Origin of the sequence: Actinomyces radicidentis, from assembly GCF_001553565.1 — a bacterium.
GTDB classification, from domain to species: Bacteria; Actinomycetota; Actinomycetes; order Actinomycetales; family Actinomycetaceae; genus Actinomyces; species Actinomyces radicidentis.
The window spans coordinates 2,304,976-2,321,707 of the sequence record NZ_CP014228.1 but is presented as its reverse complement, the minus strand read 5'-3'; the positions used below and the strand labels follow the sequence as shown (position 1 = coordinate 2,321,707).

17 protein-coding genes, 2 tRNA genes and 1 other RNA gene are annotated in these 16,732 nt (G+C 74.4%); 8 read left to right on the top strand and 12 right to left on the bottom strand.

Features of this window, described 5'->3' with window-relative positions; genetic code table 11:
• Positions 1–69 precede the first annotated feature (69 nt).
• Positions 70–1,401: a glutamine synthetase family protein gene (locus AXF14_RS09940; RefSeq protein WP_067942916.1), complete on the bottom strand. Its 1,332-nt coding sequence runs from the start codon at positions 1,399–1,401 to the stop codon at positions 70–72.
• 248 nt (positions 1,402–1,649) lie between these two features.
• On the opposite strand from AXF14_RS09940, the gene panB reads away from it, so the two are divergent.
• A complete protein-coding gene (gene panB / locus AXF14_RS09935) occupies positions 1,650–2,438 on the top strand; it encodes a 3-methyl-2-oxobutanoate hydroxymethyltransferase (protein WP_067942914.1) in 789 nt (262 codons plus the stop codon).
• Between the two features lie 122 nt (positions 2,439–2,560).
• On the opposite strand, the gene AXF14_RS09930 is transcribed toward panB, so the two are convergent.
• Both AXF14_RS09930 and AXF14_RS09925 read right to left on the bottom strand, forming a co-directional pair.
• Positions 2,561–3,253, bottom strand: coding sequence for a LysE family translocator (locus tag AXF14_RS09930; protein WP_067942912.1), 693 nt, complete (start codon positions 3,251–3,253; stop codon positions 2,561–2,563).
• Positions 3,250–4,092 (bottom strand): histidine phosphatase family protein, encoded by an 843-nt coding sequence (locus tag AXF14_RS09925; RefSeq protein ID WP_084355500.1) that lies wholly within the window; start codon positions 4,090–4,092, stop codon positions 3,250–3,252. Before AXF14_RS09925 ends, AXF14_RS09930 begins: the two co-directional genes overlap by 4 nt.
• A gap of 139 nt (positions 4,093–4,231) precedes the next feature.
• Between AXF14_RS09925 and map the strand changes: the two genes are divergently transcribed.
• Both map and AXF14_RS09915 read left to right on the top strand, forming a co-directional pair.
• A complete protein-coding gene (gene map / locus AXF14_RS09920; RefSeq protein WP_067942908.1) occupies positions 4,232–5,119 on the top strand; it encodes a type I methionyl aminopeptidase in 888 nt (295 codons plus the stop codon).
• A 222-nt stretch (positions 5,120–5,341) separates the two neighbouring features.
• The gene (locus tag AXF14_RS09915) at positions 5,342–6,517 is read left to right on the top strand and encodes a hypothetical protein (protein WP_067942906.1); all 1,176 of its coding nucleotides are present in this window, start codon (positions 5,342–5,344) and stop codon (positions 6,515–6,517) included.
• A 119-nt stretch (positions 6,518–6,636) separates the two neighbouring features.
• Here the strand turns inward: AXF14_RS09915 and rnpB are convergent.
• Positions 6,637–7,018, bottom strand: an RNA gene (gene rnpB / locus AXF14_RS09910) — RNase P RNA component class A.
• Positions 7,019–7,167: 149 nt separating this feature from the next.
• Between rnpB and AXF14_RS09905 the strand changes: the two genes are divergently transcribed.
• Entirely contained in the window at positions 7,168–7,974 is an 807-nt protein-coding gene (locus AXF14_RS09905; RefSeq protein WP_067942904.1) for a YaaA family protein, read from the top strand.
• 153 nt (positions 7,975–8,127) lie between these two features.
• Here AXF14_RS09905 and AXF14_RS09900 read toward each other — a convergent pair whose 3' ends face one another.
• From AXF14_RS09900 to AXF14_RS09885, 4 genes are all read right to left on the bottom strand, one after another.
• Entirely contained in the window at positions 8,128–8,862 is a 735-nt protein-coding gene (locus tag AXF14_RS09900; protein ID WP_067942903.1) for a zinc ribbon domain-containing protein, read from the bottom strand.
• An 82-nt stretch (positions 8,863–8,944) separates the two neighbouring features.
• Complete coding sequence (locus tag AXF14_RS09895) at positions 8,945–9,823, bottom strand: Nif3-like dinuclear metal center hexameric protein (RefSeq protein WP_067942901.1); 879 nt, start codon at positions 9,821–9,823, stop codon at positions 8,945–8,947.
• Between the two features lie 52 nt (positions 9,824–9,875).
• Positions 9,876–9,957: transfer RNA gene (locus AXF14_RS09890), tRNA-Leu, on the bottom strand.
• A 132-nt stretch (positions 9,958–10,089) separates the two neighbouring features.
• Positions 10,090–10,180, bottom strand: a tRNA-Ile gene (locus tag AXF14_RS09885).
• Between the two features lie 152 nt (positions 10,181–10,332).
• Here AXF14_RS09885 and AXF14_RS09880 point away from each other — a divergent pair.
• Positions 10,333–11,511: an aminotransferase class I/II-fold pyridoxal phosphate-dependent enzyme gene (locus AXF14_RS09880; protein ID WP_067942899.1), complete on the top strand. Its 1,179-nt coding sequence runs from the start codon at positions 10,333–10,335 to the stop codon at positions 11,509–11,511.
• Positions 11,512–11,593: 82 nt separating this feature from the next.
• Here the strand turns inward: AXF14_RS09880 and AXF14_RS09875 are convergent, their stop codons facing one another.
• Positions 11,594–12,280 carry a YdcF family protein gene (locus AXF14_RS09875; RefSeq protein ID WP_067942897.1) on the bottom strand — a complete coding sequence of 229 codons (687 nt, stop codon included), beginning with the start codon at positions 12,278–12,280 and terminating at the stop codon, positions 11,594–11,596.
• 79 nt (positions 12,281–12,359) lie between these two features.
• On the opposite strand from AXF14_RS09875, the gene AXF14_RS14190 reads away from it, so the two are divergent.
• The gene (locus AXF14_RS14190) at positions 12,360–13,478 is read left to right on the top strand and encodes a class I SAM-dependent methyltransferase (RefSeq protein ID WP_150118467.1); all 1,119 of its coding nucleotides are present in this window, start codon (positions 12,360–12,362) and stop codon (positions 13,476–13,478) included.
• A gap of 28 nt (positions 13,479–13,506) precedes the next feature.
• Here the strand turns inward: AXF14_RS14190 and AXF14_RS09865 are convergent, their stop codons facing one another.
• Together AXF14_RS09865 and AXF14_RS09860 are read right to left on the bottom strand one after the other, a co-directional pair.
• Positions 13,507–13,935 (bottom strand): NUDIX hydrolase, encoded by a 429-nt coding sequence (locus AXF14_RS09865; protein WP_067942895.1) that lies wholly within the window; start codon positions 13,933–13,935, stop codon positions 13,507–13,509.
• Positions 13,932–14,321 carry a DUF952 domain-containing protein gene (locus AXF14_RS09860; protein ID WP_067942892.1) on the bottom strand — a complete coding sequence of 130 codons (390 nt, stop codon included), beginning with the start codon at positions 14,319–14,321 and terminating at the stop codon, positions 13,932–13,934. The genes AXF14_RS09865 and AXF14_RS09860 overlap by 4 nt, the downstream gene beginning before the upstream one ends.
• Before the next feature lie 60 nt (positions 14,322–14,381).
• On the opposite strand from AXF14_RS09860, the gene AXF14_RS09855 reads away from it, so the two are divergent.
• Positions 14,382–15,287: a DUF2268 domain-containing putative Zn-dependent protease gene (locus AXF14_RS09855; RefSeq protein WP_067942890.1), complete on the top strand. Its 906-nt coding sequence runs from the start codon at positions 14,382–14,384 to the stop codon at positions 15,285–15,287.
• An 87-nt stretch (positions 15,288–15,374) separates the two neighbouring features.
• Here the strand turns inward: AXF14_RS09855 and AXF14_RS09850 are convergent, their stop codons facing one another.
• Positions 15,375–15,845: a MarR family winged helix-turn-helix transcriptional regulator gene (locus AXF14_RS09850; protein ID WP_067942888.1), complete on the bottom strand. Its 471-nt coding sequence runs from the start codon at positions 15,843–15,845 to the stop codon at positions 15,375–15,377.
• 5 nt (positions 15,846–15,850) lie between these two features.
• On the opposite strand from AXF14_RS09850, the gene AXF14_RS09845 reads away from it, so the two are divergent.
• Positions 15,851–16,705 (top strand): alpha/beta fold hydrolase, encoded by an 855-nt coding sequence (locus AXF14_RS09845; RefSeq protein WP_067942886.1) that lies wholly within the window; start codon positions 15,851–15,853, stop codon positions 16,703–16,705.
• The last annotated feature ends 27 nt before the right edge of the window (positions 16,706–16,732 follow it).

Genomic DNA, 16,732 nt, shown 5'->3' with positions numbered 1-16,732 from the left:
GTGGCTGCTCACCGGCCCGCGGCCCGGAGCCGGGCCGCCGTCTCGGGGAGCCGCGCTCCCCTGTGCGCATCAGGAGCGGGGGAAGAACTGGTCGAGCTCGAAGTCGGTGACCTGGGCGTCGTAGGCCTCGTACTCGCGCCGCTTGTTGCGCACGAAGAACTCGAAGGCGTCCTCGCCGAGGGTCTCCGCCACGAGGTCGGACTCGTCCATGGCGGCGACGGCGCGCTTGAGGGAGGAGGGCAGCGCCGCGATGTCGAGGGCCTTGCGCTCCTGCTCGGTGAGGGCCCAGACGTCGTCCTCGGCCTCGGGCGGGAGCTCGTAGCCCTCCTCGATGCCCTTGAGACCGGCCGCCAGGATGACGGCGTAGGCGAGGTAGGGGTTCGCCGAGGCGTCGATGCCGCGGTACTCGACCCGGGCGGACTGCGCCTTGCCCGGCTTGTGCAGCGGGACGCGCACGAGCGCGGAGCGGTTGTTGTGGCCCCAGCACACGTAGCTCGGCGCCTCGTCCCCGCCCCAGAGGCGCTTGTAGGAGTTGACGTACTGGCTCGTGATCGCGGAGATCTCGCGCGAGTGGCGCAGGATGCCCGCGATGAAGGAGCGGCCGGTCTGGGAGAGCTGGTACTCGCCGGTCGGGTCGAAGAGGGCGTTGCGGTCCCCCTCGAAGAGGGAGAAGTGCGTGTGCATGCCGGACCCGGGCTTGCCCACGAAGGGCTTCGGCATGAAGGTGGCGATGCATCCCTCCTGGAGGGCCACCTCCTCGACGACGGCGCGGAAGGTCTGGACGTTGTCCGCCATGGACAGGGCGTCGGCGAAGCGCAGGTCGATCTCGTTCTGGCCGGGGCCGCCCTCGTGGTGGGAGAACTCGACGGAGATCCCCATCTGCTCGAGCATGAGGATGGCGCGGCGGCGGAACTCGTGGGCGGTGCCGCCGGGGACGTGGTCGAAGTAGCCGGCGGTGTCCGTGGGGACGATGCGACCGTCCTCCGTCTTGTTGACGAGGTAGAACTCGATCTCGGGGTGGACGTAGCAGGTGAAGCCGGCGTCGGCGACGCGCGCGATCTGGCGCTCGAGGACGGCGCGGGGGTCCGTGCGCGCAGGCTCGCCGTCGGGTGTGAGGACGTCGCAGAACATGCGGGCGACGCCGTTGGAGGAGTCACGCCACGGCAGCATCTGGAAGGTGGAGGGGTCCGGCGAGAGGATCATGTCCGACTCGTAGACGCGGGTGAGGCCCTCGATGGCGGAGCCGTCGAAGCCGATGCCCTCCTCGAAGGCGCCCTCGACCTCGGCGGGTGCGATGGCGACGGACTTGAGCTGCCCGAGCACGTCCGTGAACCACAGCCGGATGAAGCGGATGTCCCGCTCCTCGATGGCCCGGAGGACGTACTCCTGCTGCTTGTCCATGCTCTCTCCCTTCACCGCGTGAGCGGATCGCCCGCGCGGGCGCGCGGGTACACGAGGCGCATCATGCCGCCCACACGTGTCCGGCGCGTTGCGCAGCGCCGGGCTCCGCCGCATACGCTGCTCCCATGTCGCGATCCGAGACGCCCTACGGCCCCTCGTCCTCCTCCCCTGCCACCGCGTCCGACGGCGCGTCGACGCCGTCCGCCCAGTCGGCCCGGCCCGCCCCGTCTGCGGCCTCCCGTCGACCGATGCGGGTCACGCGCCTCGCGCAGGCGAAGGCGTCCGGTGAGCGCCTCGTCATGCTCACCGCCTACGACGCCCTGACCGCCCGGATCCTCGACGCCGCCGGGACGGACATGCTGCTCGTGGGCGACTCCATCGGGAACGTCGCCCTGGGCTACGACTCGACGCTGCCCGTCGCCCTCGACGAGATGGTCGTGGCGACCCGCTCCGTCGCCTCGGCGACCACCCGCGCCCTCGTCGTCGCGGACCTGCCCTTCGGCACCTACGAGGCCGGCCCCGAGCAGGCCCTCACCTCCGCCGTCCGGCTCGTGCGGGTGGGCGCCAACGCCGTCAAGCTCGAGGGCGGCCGCCCGCGGGTCGCGACGGTCCGGGCGCTCGCGGAGGCGGGGATCCCCGTCGTCGGGCACCTCGGCTTCACGCCGCAGTCGGTCAACGCGCTCGGCGGCTTCCGGGTCCAGGGCCGGGACGAGGAGGGCGCCGAGACGCTCGTCGCCGACGCGCTGGCGCTGGCGGAGGCGGGCGCCGTCGCGATCGTGCTCGAGATGGTGCCCGAGCCCCTCGCCGCCCGCGTCACCGAGGTGTGCCCGGTCCCGACCATCGGCATCGGCGCCGGGGCCCGCTGCGACGGGCAGGTGCTCGTGTGGTCGGACATGGCCGGGATGACGGACTGGGCGCCGCGCTTCGCCCGCCGCTTCGCCGAGGTCGGGCGCCTGCTCCAGGAGGCCGCCGAGGACTACGGGCGGGCCGTGCGCGAGGGCAGCTTCCCGGCCGAGGAGCACTGGTTCGAGAAGTGACGGCTCGCGTCGTCGTCCCCGGGACGACGACGCTGCCGCTCAGGTCCTCCGCTGAGTCGCCGCCGGCGCGGTGACCGACGACGGTGCGACGGACTGCGCCGGTCGCGGCGCCCGCGCCCCGGTCAGGCGCGGGCCTGGAGCGCGAGGCGCCCGCCGAAGGCGAGGAGCACGCCGCCCGTGACGCGGTCGGTCCAGCGCACGACGGCGCTCGAGCCCGGCCGGGGACCGGCCCAGCCCGCCCCGAGGGCGATGAGCCCGAGCCACGCGGTGCACAGGGCGGCGTGGACGAGGGCGAGGAGGACGCCCATGGCGAGCGGGGGCACGCCGGTCACCATGAACTGCGGGATGGTGGCGAGGAAGAAGACGCAGACCTTGGGGTTGAGGAGGTTGGTGAGGGCCCCGGTCCACCAGCCGCGCCACGCGGAGTCCGCCGGCGCGCCCTCGGCCGCGAGCGCCCCGGCCTCCACGACGGCGTCGTGCGAGGTCCCGCCGGCCCGCTCCGGCTCAGCCGCCTGGGCGCGCCCCGGCCACGAGCGCCAGAGCATCGTGGCGCCCATGCCCATGAGGTAGAGGGCGCCGGCGAGGGTGAGGAGCCGGTACGCGGTGCGCGAGGCAGCCAGGACGGCCGTGGCTCCGACGCCGGCGGCGGCGCCCCACACGACGATGCCCGTGGAGACGCCGAGAACGGTGGCGAGCGCGTTGCCGCGCGAACGCGTGAGGGCGCTGCGCAGGACGAGCGCCGTGTCGATGCCGGGGACGAGGGTGAGGACCCCGACGACGAGCGCGAAGCCGACGAGCGCGTGCAGGAGCGTCACGCCCGTGCGCTCCCGGGGCCGTCCTGCGGCTCGGCGTCCTGGGCGGCGTCGGCGACGGCGTCCGCGACCTCGTCGGGGTCGATGGGGTAGTCGGTGGCGTAGGGCGCGCCGTCCTGCGCCAGGACGGACCAGTTGATCGGGACGGCGGTGACGCCGTCGAAGGCGCTCGTGATGTCCTTGGTCTCCCACGTGATGCCCTGGCCACCGGGGTCGACGGCCCAGCTGACGATGCGCGGGTCGCCGCCGGGGACGGTCGGGTCGACCTCGACGGTGGTGACGGAGCAGTTGGCCATGGGGGCCATGCCGTAGACGGAGAAGTCGGTCCAGCGGCTCATGATCGTCATGATGGTCATGCCGTGGGAGACGACGAGGACCTCCTCCTCGTCGGCGCCGCCGGCCTCGATCGCGTCGCGCAGGTCGGCGAGGATGCGGGCGAGGGCGCCGTCGATGTCGGCGAGGTAGTCGGCCGCGGCGATGCCGCCGGGGGCGCCCGGGTGGGTGCCGGCGATGACGGGCGGGAGGAGCTGCTCCGTGGGCAGCGCGGCGATCATCTCCTCGTCGGGGCCGCCGTCGTAGACGCCGTAGTCGTACTCGCGCAGGCCCTCGAGGTAGACGGGGGTGACGTCCGGGTGGCCGTCGAGGAGGATCGAGGCGGTCTGCTGGACTCGGCCCTGTGGGCTGAGGTAGGCGCGGGTGAGCGGCCAGGACGCCATGTGGTCGCGGGCGGCTCGGGCGCCCGCGCGTCCCTCGGGGGTGAGCGGCGAGTCCGCCGAGCCCTGGGTGCGTCGCTGCTCGTTGAGGACCGTGCGGCCGTGGCGCACGAGGTGGATCTTGGCCATGGCCCGCATGCTATGCGGAGCGGGCCGGTCCGGGGGCAGGCCCCCGCGGGGCGGCGCGGTGCCGTGTCGGCCGGTGCGCCCGCGCCGGGCGGTCCCGGGCCCGACTGATCCCTCCGGCCGCCCCTCCTATGCTGAGGGCATGACGAACTCCTCCTCACTCGCCGACCGCGCGCCCCGGGGCACCCTCACGAAGGGCGTCGTGGGCCCGATGCGCCACGTTCCCGACTCCATCGCCCGCCCCGAGTACATGTTCCACGACGGCCCGGAGGTCGTGACCGCCTCGGACGTCAAGGACGCGGAGACCATCGAGCGCATCCGCGAGTCCGGCCGGATCGCCGCGCGCGCCATGGCCGAGGCCGCCAAGGCGATCGCCCCCGGCGTCACGACCGACGAGCTGGACCGGATCGCCCACGAGTACATGTGCGACCACGGCGCCTATCCCTCGACGCTCGGCTACATGGGCTTCACGAAGTCGATCTGCACCTCGATCAACGAGGTCATCTGCCACGGCATCCCGGACTCCACCGTCCTCAACGAGGGCGACATCATCAACCTCGACGTGACCGCCTACAAGAACGGCGTCCACGGGGACACGAACGCCACCTACGGCGTCGGCGAGATCGACGAGGAGTCCGCCCTCCTCATCGAGCGCACCCGCCTGGCCATGGAGCGCGGCATCAAGGCCGTCCGCCCGGGCCGCGAGATCAACGTGATCGGCCGCGTCATCGAGAAGTACGCCAAGCGCTTCGAGTACGGCGTCGTGCGCGACTACACGGGCCACGGCGTCGGCGAGGCCTTCCACTCGGGCCTCATCGTCCCGCACTACGACGCCGCGCCCATGTACGACACCGTCATGGAGGTGGGCATGGTCTTCACCATCGAGCCGATGCTCACGCTGGGCACTGAGGACTGGGAGCAGTGGGACGACGACTGGACGGTCGTCACGAAGGACCGCTCGCGCACCGCGCAGTTCGAGCACACGACGGTCGTCACCGAGGACGGGGCGGACATCCTCACCCTGCCCTGAACCGACGCGTCGGAAGCCCGCCCCCGCGCGCCTCGGACGGGACCGACCGCCGCTGTCTCCGGGCGGGTCCTGGGGAGCGCTCCCCAGGCCGCACCTCGGTAACGGCGGCGGTTCCGCGCTGTTCGCCGTGTACATTCGGACACAGGTCGACGCGGTGATGAGGCCTTCGTCCCGCAGCCCCCTTCATGCGACCCCAGCACGACACGTCCCGGAGGATCTCCCATGGCTCTGCGCTTCAACCCGCCCCCGAACTGGCCCGCTCCGCCGGAGGGCTTCGTCCCTCCGGCCGGATGGCAGCCGGACCCGGCCTGGGGCCCCGCCCCCGAGGGCTGGGAGCTGTGGGTCGACGACTCCGCCTCGGCCGCGTCCGCCCCCGTCGCCGGCTCCGCCAACGACGCCGCCTGGGCCCCGACCCAGGCGATCCCGACCGGCCAGTCCGCCCCCGTCGCCAGCCCGACCGGCCAGTCGGCCTCGGCGCCCTCGGGCGACTACGCCGCCGGGAACCAGTACGCGGGCCCGCAGTCCGGCTCGGCCCCGGTGGCCTCCTCCGCCGCCTCGGCCAGCCCCTACGCCGCGAACATGAGCTACGCGCAGTCCCCGACGCCCTACCACAACCAGGGCCAGGCCGGCGCCGGCGTCCCGCAGCAGCAGAGCGGCTGGCAGCCGATCGACGTCAACGGCGGCTCCGGCAACGGCGGCAAGAAGCCCGTGACGAAGCAGTGGTGGTTCTGGCTCATCATCGGCCTGGTCGCCCTCCTCATCCTCATCGGGATCATCGCCGCGCTCGCCGGCGGCGGCGACTCCTCCGACGACTCCAAGGGCTCCGGCGTCGGCACGGCCGCCGCCGCTGACCCGACGACCGGCTCCGGCTCCTCGCACTCCGGTTCCTCCGACTCCTCGTCGAGCTCCTCGGACGAGCAGGGCATGTCCATGGACAACCCGGCCGACCCGACGACGCAGACGATCAAGATCCAGGCGAACGAGTACGCCAGCGACCCCGACGCCAGCGTCGAGATCCAGTTCGGCGCCGTCGAGTGGGACACCACGGACGCGATCAAGAAGGTCTACGACGACAACAAGTACTCCGAGGGCTTCAAGGACCCCGGCTCGGACAAGGTCTACATGCGCGTCCCCGTCACCGTGACGTACCACGGCAAGGGCCAGATGAACCCGTACGACATCACGATCGACTACGTCAACAAGGGCAACACCGTCGAGGCGAGCTCCGACACGTACCTCCTCGACGACGAGTTCAACGACCAGGACATGCCCCGTGACGGCGGCACGGTGACCGGGTACTTCACCTACGTCATCCCGAAGTCCGACGAGAAGTCCGGTGTCTTCGCGGTCTCCGGCCTGTCGAACTACGACCAGGAGATGTACATGGCCGCCAAGTGACCGGCGGTCTCGGCCGTCGGCCCGGTGGGCCGACTGGCGACGACGCGGCGGGCGTCCACCGATGAGGTGGGCGCCCGCCGCGTCGTGCCCGGCCCCGTGGGGCGGACGGAGTGGTGGGGCGGACGAGCCGACCTGTACGCCGGGTTCTGTTGCCGCCGTCCGTTGCCGGTCCGGCGGTGGCGACCATCCATCTTGGACCGCCGTCGCCGGCGGTCTCACGCGACCTACCCGCAGGCTCGGGCGAGCAGCCCTCGGGCGCCTGCTGTGCGGTCTTGCTCCGGGCGGGGTTTGCCGAGCCGTCGCAGTCACCTGCGGCGCTGGTGGGCTCTTACCCCACCGTTTCACCATCACCGGCCGGCGAACCGGTCGGCTGTCTGTTCTCTGTGGCACTGTCCCGCGGGTCGCCCCGGGTGGCCGTTAGCCACCGCCCTGCTCTGTGGAGCCCGGACGTTCCTCGATCCTCAGGGATCCCCGAGGTACCGCGGCCGCCCGGTCGGCTCGTCCGCGCGGAGCACTCTACCCCGGGCACCGCGCCCCGCCGTGCCGGGCGGGAGCCCACCGCCTGAGGCGCCGGGCACAGACCGCCCCGGTCCGACGACCGCGGCTGGGAGCCGTGCGGAGGGGCGCGGCGGCTCCCCTACGATGCGGTCGTGCTCCTCCTCCTGCCGCCCTCCGAGGGCAAGACAGCGCCGCGGCGCGGCGACCCGCTCCACCTCGACTCCCTCCTCGGGGCGCCCGCTCTCACCGGTCCGCGCGAGCGGCTCATCGAGGACCTGACGGCGCTCGGCGCGGGCCCCGAGGCGGCCCGCGTCCTGGGGCTCGGGCCGCGCAGCGCCGAGGAGGCGACGCTCAACACCACGCTGCGGACGGCGCCCGCCGCGCCGGCCCACGCCCTGTACACCGGCGTCCTCTACGAGGCGGCCGGTCTCCACGCGCTCGCGCGCAGGAGGGCCGCCAAGCGGGTCCTGACCGAGGAAGTTGTCATCCTCTCGGGCCTGTGGGGCGCGCTGCGGGCCACCGACGCCGTCCCGGACCACCGCCTGTCGATGGGGGTGACGCTGCCCGGCGCGGGGCGCCTCACGTCCTTCTGGAAGCCGTCCCTCGCGCCGGTCCTCAGCGGCCTCGCCGAGACGGCCGACGGCGTCGTCGTCGACTGCCGCTCCGGCTCCTACTCCCCCGCCTGGCAGCCAGCCGCCGCCGACGGCGTGGCGCTCGCCCGCGTCCAGGTGGTCCAGGAGGCGCCCGACGGCTCGCTCACGAGCGTCTCCCACTGGGCGAAGCACACGCGAGGGCTGCTCACCGGCGCGATCGTCGACCGTCGGGCTCGGGCGCCGAGGTCGCTGCGCGGCCTCGAGGACGTCGCGGAGCTCGCCGCGGGGCTCGACGCCGTCGGCGCCGTCGAGCTGCGGCCGGCCGACCGGGCGGGCCGCCGGGACCTCGTCCTCCGCCTCGCCTGATCCGGGCGCTCCGCCCGTCCTGGCGCTCCAACGGCGACGCCCTCGAGCACCTGGGCGGTGCTCGAGGGCGTCGTGGGCTGCGCGCCGCGCCGACGGGGTGGCGCGGGACGGGCGGGGACTGGCTCGGGCCGTCCCCGAGGGTGCCTGTCGTCGTCAGGCCTCCATGCGGACGAGGATGACGTCGCCCTCCTCGGCGTGGATGACGGCGTCGGCCGGGGCGGCGGCGATGCGGGCGTGCTCCTGGGGGCTGATCTCGATGGCGGCGCCCTCGAGGCGGCGTCCGTAGAGGGCGGCGGCGCCGATGCCGCCGGTGGCCTCGCGCACGGCGTCGTAGTCGGCGAGGAGGTCGTCGTTGATCGTGGCGGCGAGGTCCGCGCGGGCCTTGGCGGTCTGGGCGCTCTCGGCGTCGATGCGGGCGAACTCGGAGTCGCGCTCAGCGGTGAGCTCGCGGCCGGCAGCGCGGATCTCAGCCTCCTCGGCGGTGAGGCGGTCGACCTCCGCCTGGGCGGCCTCGAGGGCCTCGATGGCGGCGAGCTGCTCGTCCTCGAGGACGGACTGGCGGCGGCCGAGCTGGTCGATCTCGCCCTGGATGGCAGTGAGGTCGCGGGCGCCGGCGGCGCCGGAGGACAGGCGCTCGCGCAGGACCTCGGCGCGGCGGGTCACCTGGCCGACCTCGTCCTCGCTCTTGGTGGCGGCGGCCTTGGCGTCCGCGAGAGCGCCGGCGGCGACGACGGCCTCGCGCTTGTTGGTGCGCAGGCGCTCGATGGTGGCCTCGATGCGGGCGAGGACGGGGAGGTTCTTGCGCTCGTGGGCGAGCCGGGCGAGCCGGGAGTCGAGCTGCTGGAGGTCGATGAGCAGACGCTGCTGGGCAAGGGGTGCGCTCGTCACTGCGGGTGTCCTTCGCTGGCCGGGGTATCGAGTTCTGTGCGGTGCCCGGGCCCGGCGGCCGGGGCGCCGTCGTGGGGTGGGCTCAGGAGCCGGTGCTCAGGCGCAGCGTCCAGGGGTCGGTGACGACCGTCGAGACGTGCGCGGCCAGTGTACGTCCCCGCTGCGCGGCGCCCTGCTCGAGACGGCGGGCGAGCGGCGGCAGGCCGACCCACTCGGTGGCCCAGTGGGTGCCGCACAGGAGGTAGGGGCGGCCGCCCTCGAGGTGGTCGGAGGCGGGGTGGTGGCGCAGGTCGGCGGTGAGGAAGACGTCGGCGCCGGCGTCGCGGGCGGCGACGAGGAGCGAGTCCCCGGCCCCTCCGGAGACGGCGACGCGCTCGACCGCGGCCTCGGGGTCGCCGCCGACGAGGAGCCCGGGGGCGGTGTCGGGCAGGGCGCGGGCGACGTGCTCGGCGAGGGCGCGCAGCGTCGTCGGCTCGGGAAGGATGCCGACGCGGCCGATGCCGAGAGCGGGGTCGGCGTCGGAGGGCTCGAGGGGGACCGTGGCGGTGAGGCCGAGGAGCTCGGCGAGGGCGTCGGCGTTGCCCCCGAGGGCGGAGTCCCAGGTGGTGTGGGCGTTGGCCAGCGCGATGCCGGCGCGGATGAGGCGGTGGACGCTGCGGCCCTTGGGGTCGACGGCGCCGACGTGGTCGGTGCCGCGCAGGAACAGGGGGTGGTGGGTGATGACCATGTCGACGCCGCGCTCGATGGCCTCGTCGACGACGGCGGTGAGGGGGTCCATGGCGAGCAGGACGGTGCGGACGGGGTCGGCCGGGTCGCCGCAGATGAGGGTGTTCGAGTCCCAGTCCTCGGCGAGCTCGGGCGGGGCTGCCTCGCGGAGGACGTCGACGACGTCGCCGACGGTGAGGGGCTCGGTGCCGCCCGCGGTGCCCGCGTTGCTCGGCGTGGTGGTCGCGTCAGTCATGCGGGCAGGGTATCGGGCGGCGTCGGCCTCTTGCTGCTCGAGGCGTGACGGGTGCCCCCGACGGGACTCGAACCCGTACGCCCGAGGGCATCAGCTTTTAAGGCCGCTGTGTCTACCGATTCCACCACGGGGGCTGGGTGCTCCCGGATGGTCCGGGGGCTGGGTGCTCCCAGAGAGCTGGGGGCTGGGTGCTCCCAGGAGACCTGGGGGCTGGGTGCTCCCAGGAGACCTGGGGGCTGGGTGCTCCCAGGAGACCTGGGGCCCGGTACCCCCGCTGGGATTCGAACCCAGGACCATGTGCTTATCAGGCACGGACGAGGTATAAGCTCGCTGCTCTAACCGCTGAGCTACGGGGGCTCGGAGGCGGCGATGAGGCCGCTCCGACGCCGTGACACTACCTCAGCGCGGGCCGCTCACCGGACGCCCCGGCGGCGCCGCCGTCGCCCGCCTAGCCTGGCCCCGCGCCGGTCCGCGCTCCCGCGGCGGCGCCGCCACGAGGGGAGCCAGCCATGAAGATCGCGCAGCGGGCGCTCGACGCCCAGCCCTTCCACGCCATGAGCATCGGGGCCCGGGCCCGCGAGATCGAGGCGGCGGGCGGGCACGTCGCCAAGCTCAGCCTCGGCGAGCCCTCCTTCGGCGCTCCCCCGGGCGTCCACGAGGCGATGCGCGAGGCCATGGACGGCCGACCGCTCCCCTACACGCCGGCGGCCGGGCTGCCGGCGCTGCGCGAGGCGGTGTCGGGCCTGTACCGGGAGCGCCACGGGGTCGAGGTGGACCCGCGCCGCGTCCTCATCACGGCGGGCGCGTCGGCGGGCCTGCTCCTCGCGACGGCGCTCACCACCGAGGCCGGTGACGACGTCGTCATGGCGGACCCCTGCTACCCGTGCAACCGCGAGCTCGTGAGCGCCTTCGGCGGCGACGTCGTCCTCGCCCCGACGACGCCGGCCACGCACTACCAGCTCGACCGCGCCACGATGGAGGCGGCGTGGACGGAGCGGACGGTCGCCGTCCAGCTCGCGACGCCGTCGAACCCGACGGGCACGACGATCCCCTTCGAGGAGCTGGCCGCGATCTGCGAGAGCGCCCGGGAGCGCGGGGCGTGGCGCATCGTCGACGAGATCTACCTGTCGCTCGCGGACCCGGCGCCCGATGGCTCGCCGGCGCGCACGGCCCTCGAGGCCGACCCGGAGGCGATCATCGTGTCGTCCTTCTCGAAGTACTTCGGGATGACGGGCTGGCGGCTCGGCTGGCTCATCCTGCCCGAGGCCCTGCTCGAGGCGGCCGACAACCTCGCGGTGAACTTCTTCCTGTGCGCCTCGACGCCGACCCAGGTGGCGGCCCTGTCCTGCTTCACGCCCGAGGCCCTGGCCGCGTGCGAGGAGCGGCGCGAGGAGCTGCTCGTTCGCCGCGGCATCGTCCTGGAGGGGCTCGAGCGGATCGGGCTGCCGGTACCGGTGCTGCCCGACGGTGCCTTCTACGCCTACTTCGACGTCTCGGGCACGGGCCTGGACGCCTGGACCTTCTGCGAGCGGGCGCTGGAGGAGGCTCACGTGGCGCTGACCCCGGGACGGGACTTCGGGCCGTCGACCGGTGAGACGCACGTGCGGCTGTCCTACGCGGCGGGCCGCGAGGAGCTCGCCGAGGGACTGGAGCGGCTCGGCGTCTTCGTGGCGGGTCTGCGCGGCTGAGCCCCGGGGCGCAGCCGGCGCTGGGGGCGGGCAGCCCGGCCCGGGTGCGGGCGCCCCGTCGTCAGTGCCCTGCCGCGGCTGCTCAGTCGCGGGACGCGAGGAGACGGCGCACACCGGCGAGGCCCTGGGCGGAGTCCTGCGCCCAGCCGTCGACGTGCTCCGAGAGCCAGAGGTCGACGAGCCCCATGAGGACGCCCCACGTCCCCGCACCCGGAAGCGGATCCGCACCATCTGACGTCGTCGCCGCGGCGAGCCGGTCGGCCAGGTCGGGGCGTTGGAGGGCGAGGAAGCGGCGGGCCTTGGCGGCGTGCACCGGCTCGGAGACGACGACGATCCGCCCTGCACCCTCGAGCAGCGGCGCGCAGTTGGCGACGTTCTCCCAGGTGGAGCGCGAGGCCTCCTCGACGCGGACCACGCCCCTCCAACCGAGGTCGCGGGCGGCGTCGGCGAGGAGGCGGGCCTCGGGGACGGGACCGGCGACGCCGCCGCCGGAGACGACGAGGACGTCGGCCGGCCGCGCGACGGCGAGGGCGGCTCGCGTCCGCGCGAGGTTCTGCTCCCCCGCCGTGGTGCCGGTGTCGGCGTGGCCGAGGACGAGGACGGCGCGGGAGCTGCTCGTCGAGGAGGCGCCGGCCGGATCCTGGCCGCCGCCCCGCGGCAGGTACCAGGTCGCGGCGCGGTGCTCGATGACGCGAAGCCCGACGCCGGCCGCGAGCGCGGTCCCTGCGACGGCGCACAGCACCGAGGCGGCGGCGAGCGTCGGTCTCATACCGGCTCCTTCCTCACGCTGCCGGGATCGTGGCGAGGCTAGTCCGTCGTCACGAGCTCAGGCTCGCTACGCTCGGTCCATGCCTGAGAACGCGGTGAGCGGCGCGTACTCCCGGCGCGCTCACGAGTACGCCGAGGCCCTCGGGCGGATCTCGGCGACGGCACCGGCCGACCGGGACACGATCGCGGCCTGGGCCCTCGCCTGCGGCGGGCCCGTCGTCGATCTGGGCTGCGGCCCCGGGCACTGGACCGCGTATCTGGACGCACTCGGTGCGAAGGCCTCCGGGGTGGACCCGAGCCAGGCCCTCATCGGGATCGCCCGGGCCGAGCACCCGAACGTCGGCTTCGCCGTCGGCACCGCCGCCGACGTCCCACCTGGTGGGGCCGCAGGCGTCCTGGCCTGGTACTCCCTCATCCACGTCCCTCCGGAGCGCCTCGGCGAGGAGCTCGCCGCGGTCCGCCGCCTCCTCCGGCCGGGCGGACGCCTCCTCGCTGGCTTCTTCGCCGGCGACGCGGTCGCGCCCTTCGACCACGCGGTGACGACGGCGTGGACGTGGACGCCCGAGTGGATCACCGAGCGGCTCGAGGAGGCGGGGCTCATCGTCGAGCAGGTGCGGCGGCGGCAGGACCCGGGTGCGCGCGAGCACGGGGAGGTCTGGGCGGTCCTGCCATCCGGCGGCACCGTGGGTCGCCGCGTCACCGACGTCATCGGCGTCCCGGGCTGGGTGCTGAGTGGGGAGAGCCTCGCCCCTGCCATCACGGATCTCCCGGCCTTCCGCGCGGGCCTCCAGGAGGACCCGCTCGCGGGCGCGATCGAGGCGCTGTGGACGGGGCGCGTCGCCGAGGCTCGCGTCCTGCTGCACGGAGCAGCGCAGCCCTCCGTCCGAACGCGAGCGCTCCTCGCCGACTGCGACCGCCGCTCGGGGGACGCCGGGGCAGCCGTCTCGGCGCTGCGGTCACTCCTCGCCGAGCACGAGGAGGACCGCTGGGAGCCCGTGCTGCGGCAGCACCTGGGCAAGGCGCTGCTCGCCGCCGGCGAGGTCGACGCTGCCCGCCGCGAGCTGAGGCTCGCGCTCGAGGCCCGTCTGGAGGCAGGAGCCGACGCGGGGCTCCTCGCCTCGAGCCGTCAGGCTCTCGCCCGGACGGGCCTCGGATTCGGACCGAGGACGCCCACCGGACCTGCAGGCACGGGCGACTGAGCCGGCCCCAGCGCCACCGTCCCGCGTCTCAGTGCGACGAATGCGCTGACGCTCGTGAGACGAGCAGCGGAGTCCGCCACGGGTAGGTGAGCTCCTCGGGTGCGGGCAGCTGCCTGAACCACCGAGCCTCCGCGATCTCGGAGGCGGGAAGGGCGTCCTGGCGCTCGGGCGCGGCCGCGTAGAGCCGTCCCCAGGCGCCGGGCCGGTCGCCGTCGACCCACACGTCGCAGACGGGGGCGAGGTCGCGGACAACGACGCCGGACTCCTCGTAGAGCTCGCGCGCCGCAGCGGCGTCCGGGACCTCTCCGGGTTCAACGTGCCCACCCTGAGTCTCCCAGGTGCACCGGTCCCGGTGGCGGCTGAGGAGCAGGCGGCCGCCCTGCGTCGTGACGACCATGACGAAGGCGCAGGCGTGCGCGACGTCGACGGCGCAGGTCGTGGCCCGGGGCCCACTCACGGCAGCGGGTCCGCGTCCGGGCCGGGGACGAGCCCGGCGCGCAGCGCCTCCAGGCCCCCGGGGCGCACGCTCATGAGCGCGATGGGCACGTCACCGCCGTAGACGTGGGGGAAGCGCTCGGACTCGGGGTCGCTCGGGTCGCCGGGCTCGGCGCGGACGGTGAGTCCGGCGGCGGCGAGCGCGCCGACGTCGAGCTCGGTGATGACGACGTCGGGGCGGCCGGCGTAGGCGAAGGCGTGCACGCGCAGCGCCTGGTCGGCGTCGTAGGAGGCGTGCATGAAGCCCTGCTGGGCGATGGTGGCTCCGCGGGTGGAGGCGGTGTAGGTGCCGGTGGCCCGTGCGGCCTCCCAGTCCTCGGGCAGGGCCAGGTGCAGGATCGTCGTCATGGGCGGAGCCTACTGGCCCCGTCTTGACCCTCACGCGACGTGAGCCCCGAGGCTGGCGCCATGAGCAGCACGATCATCGACACCCGCACCCTGACCGAGCAGATCCTCTCCGCCCCGCCCACCGACCGCCCCGGGCTCCTCGACGAGCTCTGGGCGCCCGTCGCCGGCATGTACGCCTTCATCCCGGGCGGACCCAGCTGGCCTGAGGTCCACCGGCGCTCGAGCGGCTTCGACCCCGACGGCGACCCCGCGGCCCTGCGCGCCGGGATCACTGCCCTGGCCGACGCCGACGCCTGGAACCGGGTGGAACACGCCGCCGACGAGGCACTGGCACGCCTGCGGGAGGCGGCGCCCGGAGTGAGCGCGCCCGACCCGACGATCCTCCTGCTCCTCGGCGACCCCGGGGACCCCCACTTCATGGACGAGGTCCAGGGGCTCTCCGCCTTCGGCGGCATGAGCGGCTACGTCACGATCACGCTCTGGCCCACCCCGACGGTCCGGGACCGTCTCGAGGCGATCGTCGCCCACGAGCTCCACCACAACGTGCGCTACTCCCCCGGCGGCGTCGTCTGGGACCCGCGGAGCGTGACGGTGGGCGAGCAGGTCGTGGCCGAGGGGCTCGCCGACCTCTTCGCCGTCGAGCTCTACGGCGAGCGCGGCCGGACGCACTTCGTGGACCCGGCGCTGCTCGAGGACGACGCGGTGCTCGCGCGGGTCGTGAGCGGCCTCTCCGAGCCGGACCCCATGCGCTTCCCCGCGTGGGTCCTCGGCGACGCGACGGCACGGGCTGTCGGCGTCGAGCCGGTCGGCGTCCCGACGGGTGCCGGGTACGCCGTCGGCGCGCGGATCGCCGCCGCCTCCCTGGCGTCGACCGGGCTCACGGCCGCCGAGGCCGTCGCGGCGCCGTCCCACGAGGTCATCGCCACCGGCCTGTCCGCCCTGGGCGTGGAGCCGCCCCGGCCCTGACGCGGCGTGACGGGCGCGGCCGGACCGCCGCGGCCCGACCACCGCGGGCGGACCACCGCGGCCTGACGTCCTCGGTCACACGCTCGGTCACACCTTGAGCTCGTCGTGCCCGACCCCACCGGCGTCCGCGACCCGCTCGAGAAGATCGCACAGGGTGACGTACTCGGTCTCGCTCAGCGCACCGAAGTAGCGCAGTCGCTCCGGAGCGAGGTCGGCCTCCAGGGCCGAGAGGAGCCGGCCGCCCGCGGCCGTGCGGCGCAGGCGCTTGACGCGCCCGTCCCCGGGGTCGCGGCTCGCCGCGAGCAGCCCCTTCTCCACGAGCCCGGCGACGACGGCTCCGGTGTTGCGCGGGTCGATCCCCGCGGCCGAGGCGAGCTCGCGCTGCCTGGCGCCGTCCTCGGTCGGTGCCGCGATGAGGAGGAGGTACTCGTTCTGGGTGAGGCCGTGGCGCCGCAGGAGCGTGGTCCAGTCGCCCTGGATCCGCGTGCCGAGGACCCCGAGGAGGTAGGAGGCCCCGCGCCGGACGTCGTCGGGGGTGCGCCCCGTCGTGATAGACATACCTCATGTCTATCACGATCGAGGACACCACCATCGAGCGCGCCGACGGCAGCCTTCACGTCCTGCGCTGCGGGCCCCGCGACGCTCCCGCCATCGTCCTGCTCCACGGGTGGCCGCAGAGCGCACGGGCCTGGACGGGGCTCATGGAGGCCGCAGGAGACGACGTCCAGCTCATCGCGCCCGACCTGCCCGGGATCGGAGGGTCCCGCGTCGAGCGGCCGTGCTCGACCACCGATGACGTCGCGGACGTCGTCGGCGACCTCGTCACCGCACTGGGGCTCGTGCAGCCCGCCGTCGTGGGCCACGACGTCGGAGGCATGGTCGCGTACTCCTGCCTGCGGCACGTGCCAGGGCTGCGAGCCGTCGCGATCCTCGACACCGTCGTCCCCGGCGTCGCGCCCTGGCACGAGGTCCTCGCCAACCCGTGGCTCTGGCACTTCGCCTTCCACACCATCCCGGGCCTCCCCGAGGAGCTCGTCTCAGGGCGGGAGGAGGCCTACTTCGACTACTTCTACGAGGCGATCGCCCACCACCCCGAGCGGATCGGCCGCGAGAGCAGGCGGGCCCACGCCGACGCCTACCGCGCACCCGGAGCGCTGACGGCGGGCTTCGAGCTCTACCGGTCCCTGTGGGAGGACGCGAGGGCCAACGAGGCCGACCGCTCGCCCGTGGGCACGCCCGTGCTCTACGCGCGCGGCGAGCACGAGGGCGGCGACGTCGCGGACTACGCGGCCGGGTTCCGGGAGGCGGGCCTGACGAGCGTGAGGACCGCCGTCGTCCCCGACGCCGGTCACTTCACGCCCGAGGAGAACCCGGTCGGGCTGTGGGCGGTCCTGCGGACAGGCCTGCCGGCCACCTGAGGCGCCCGGCGGATCGCTGAGAAGCCA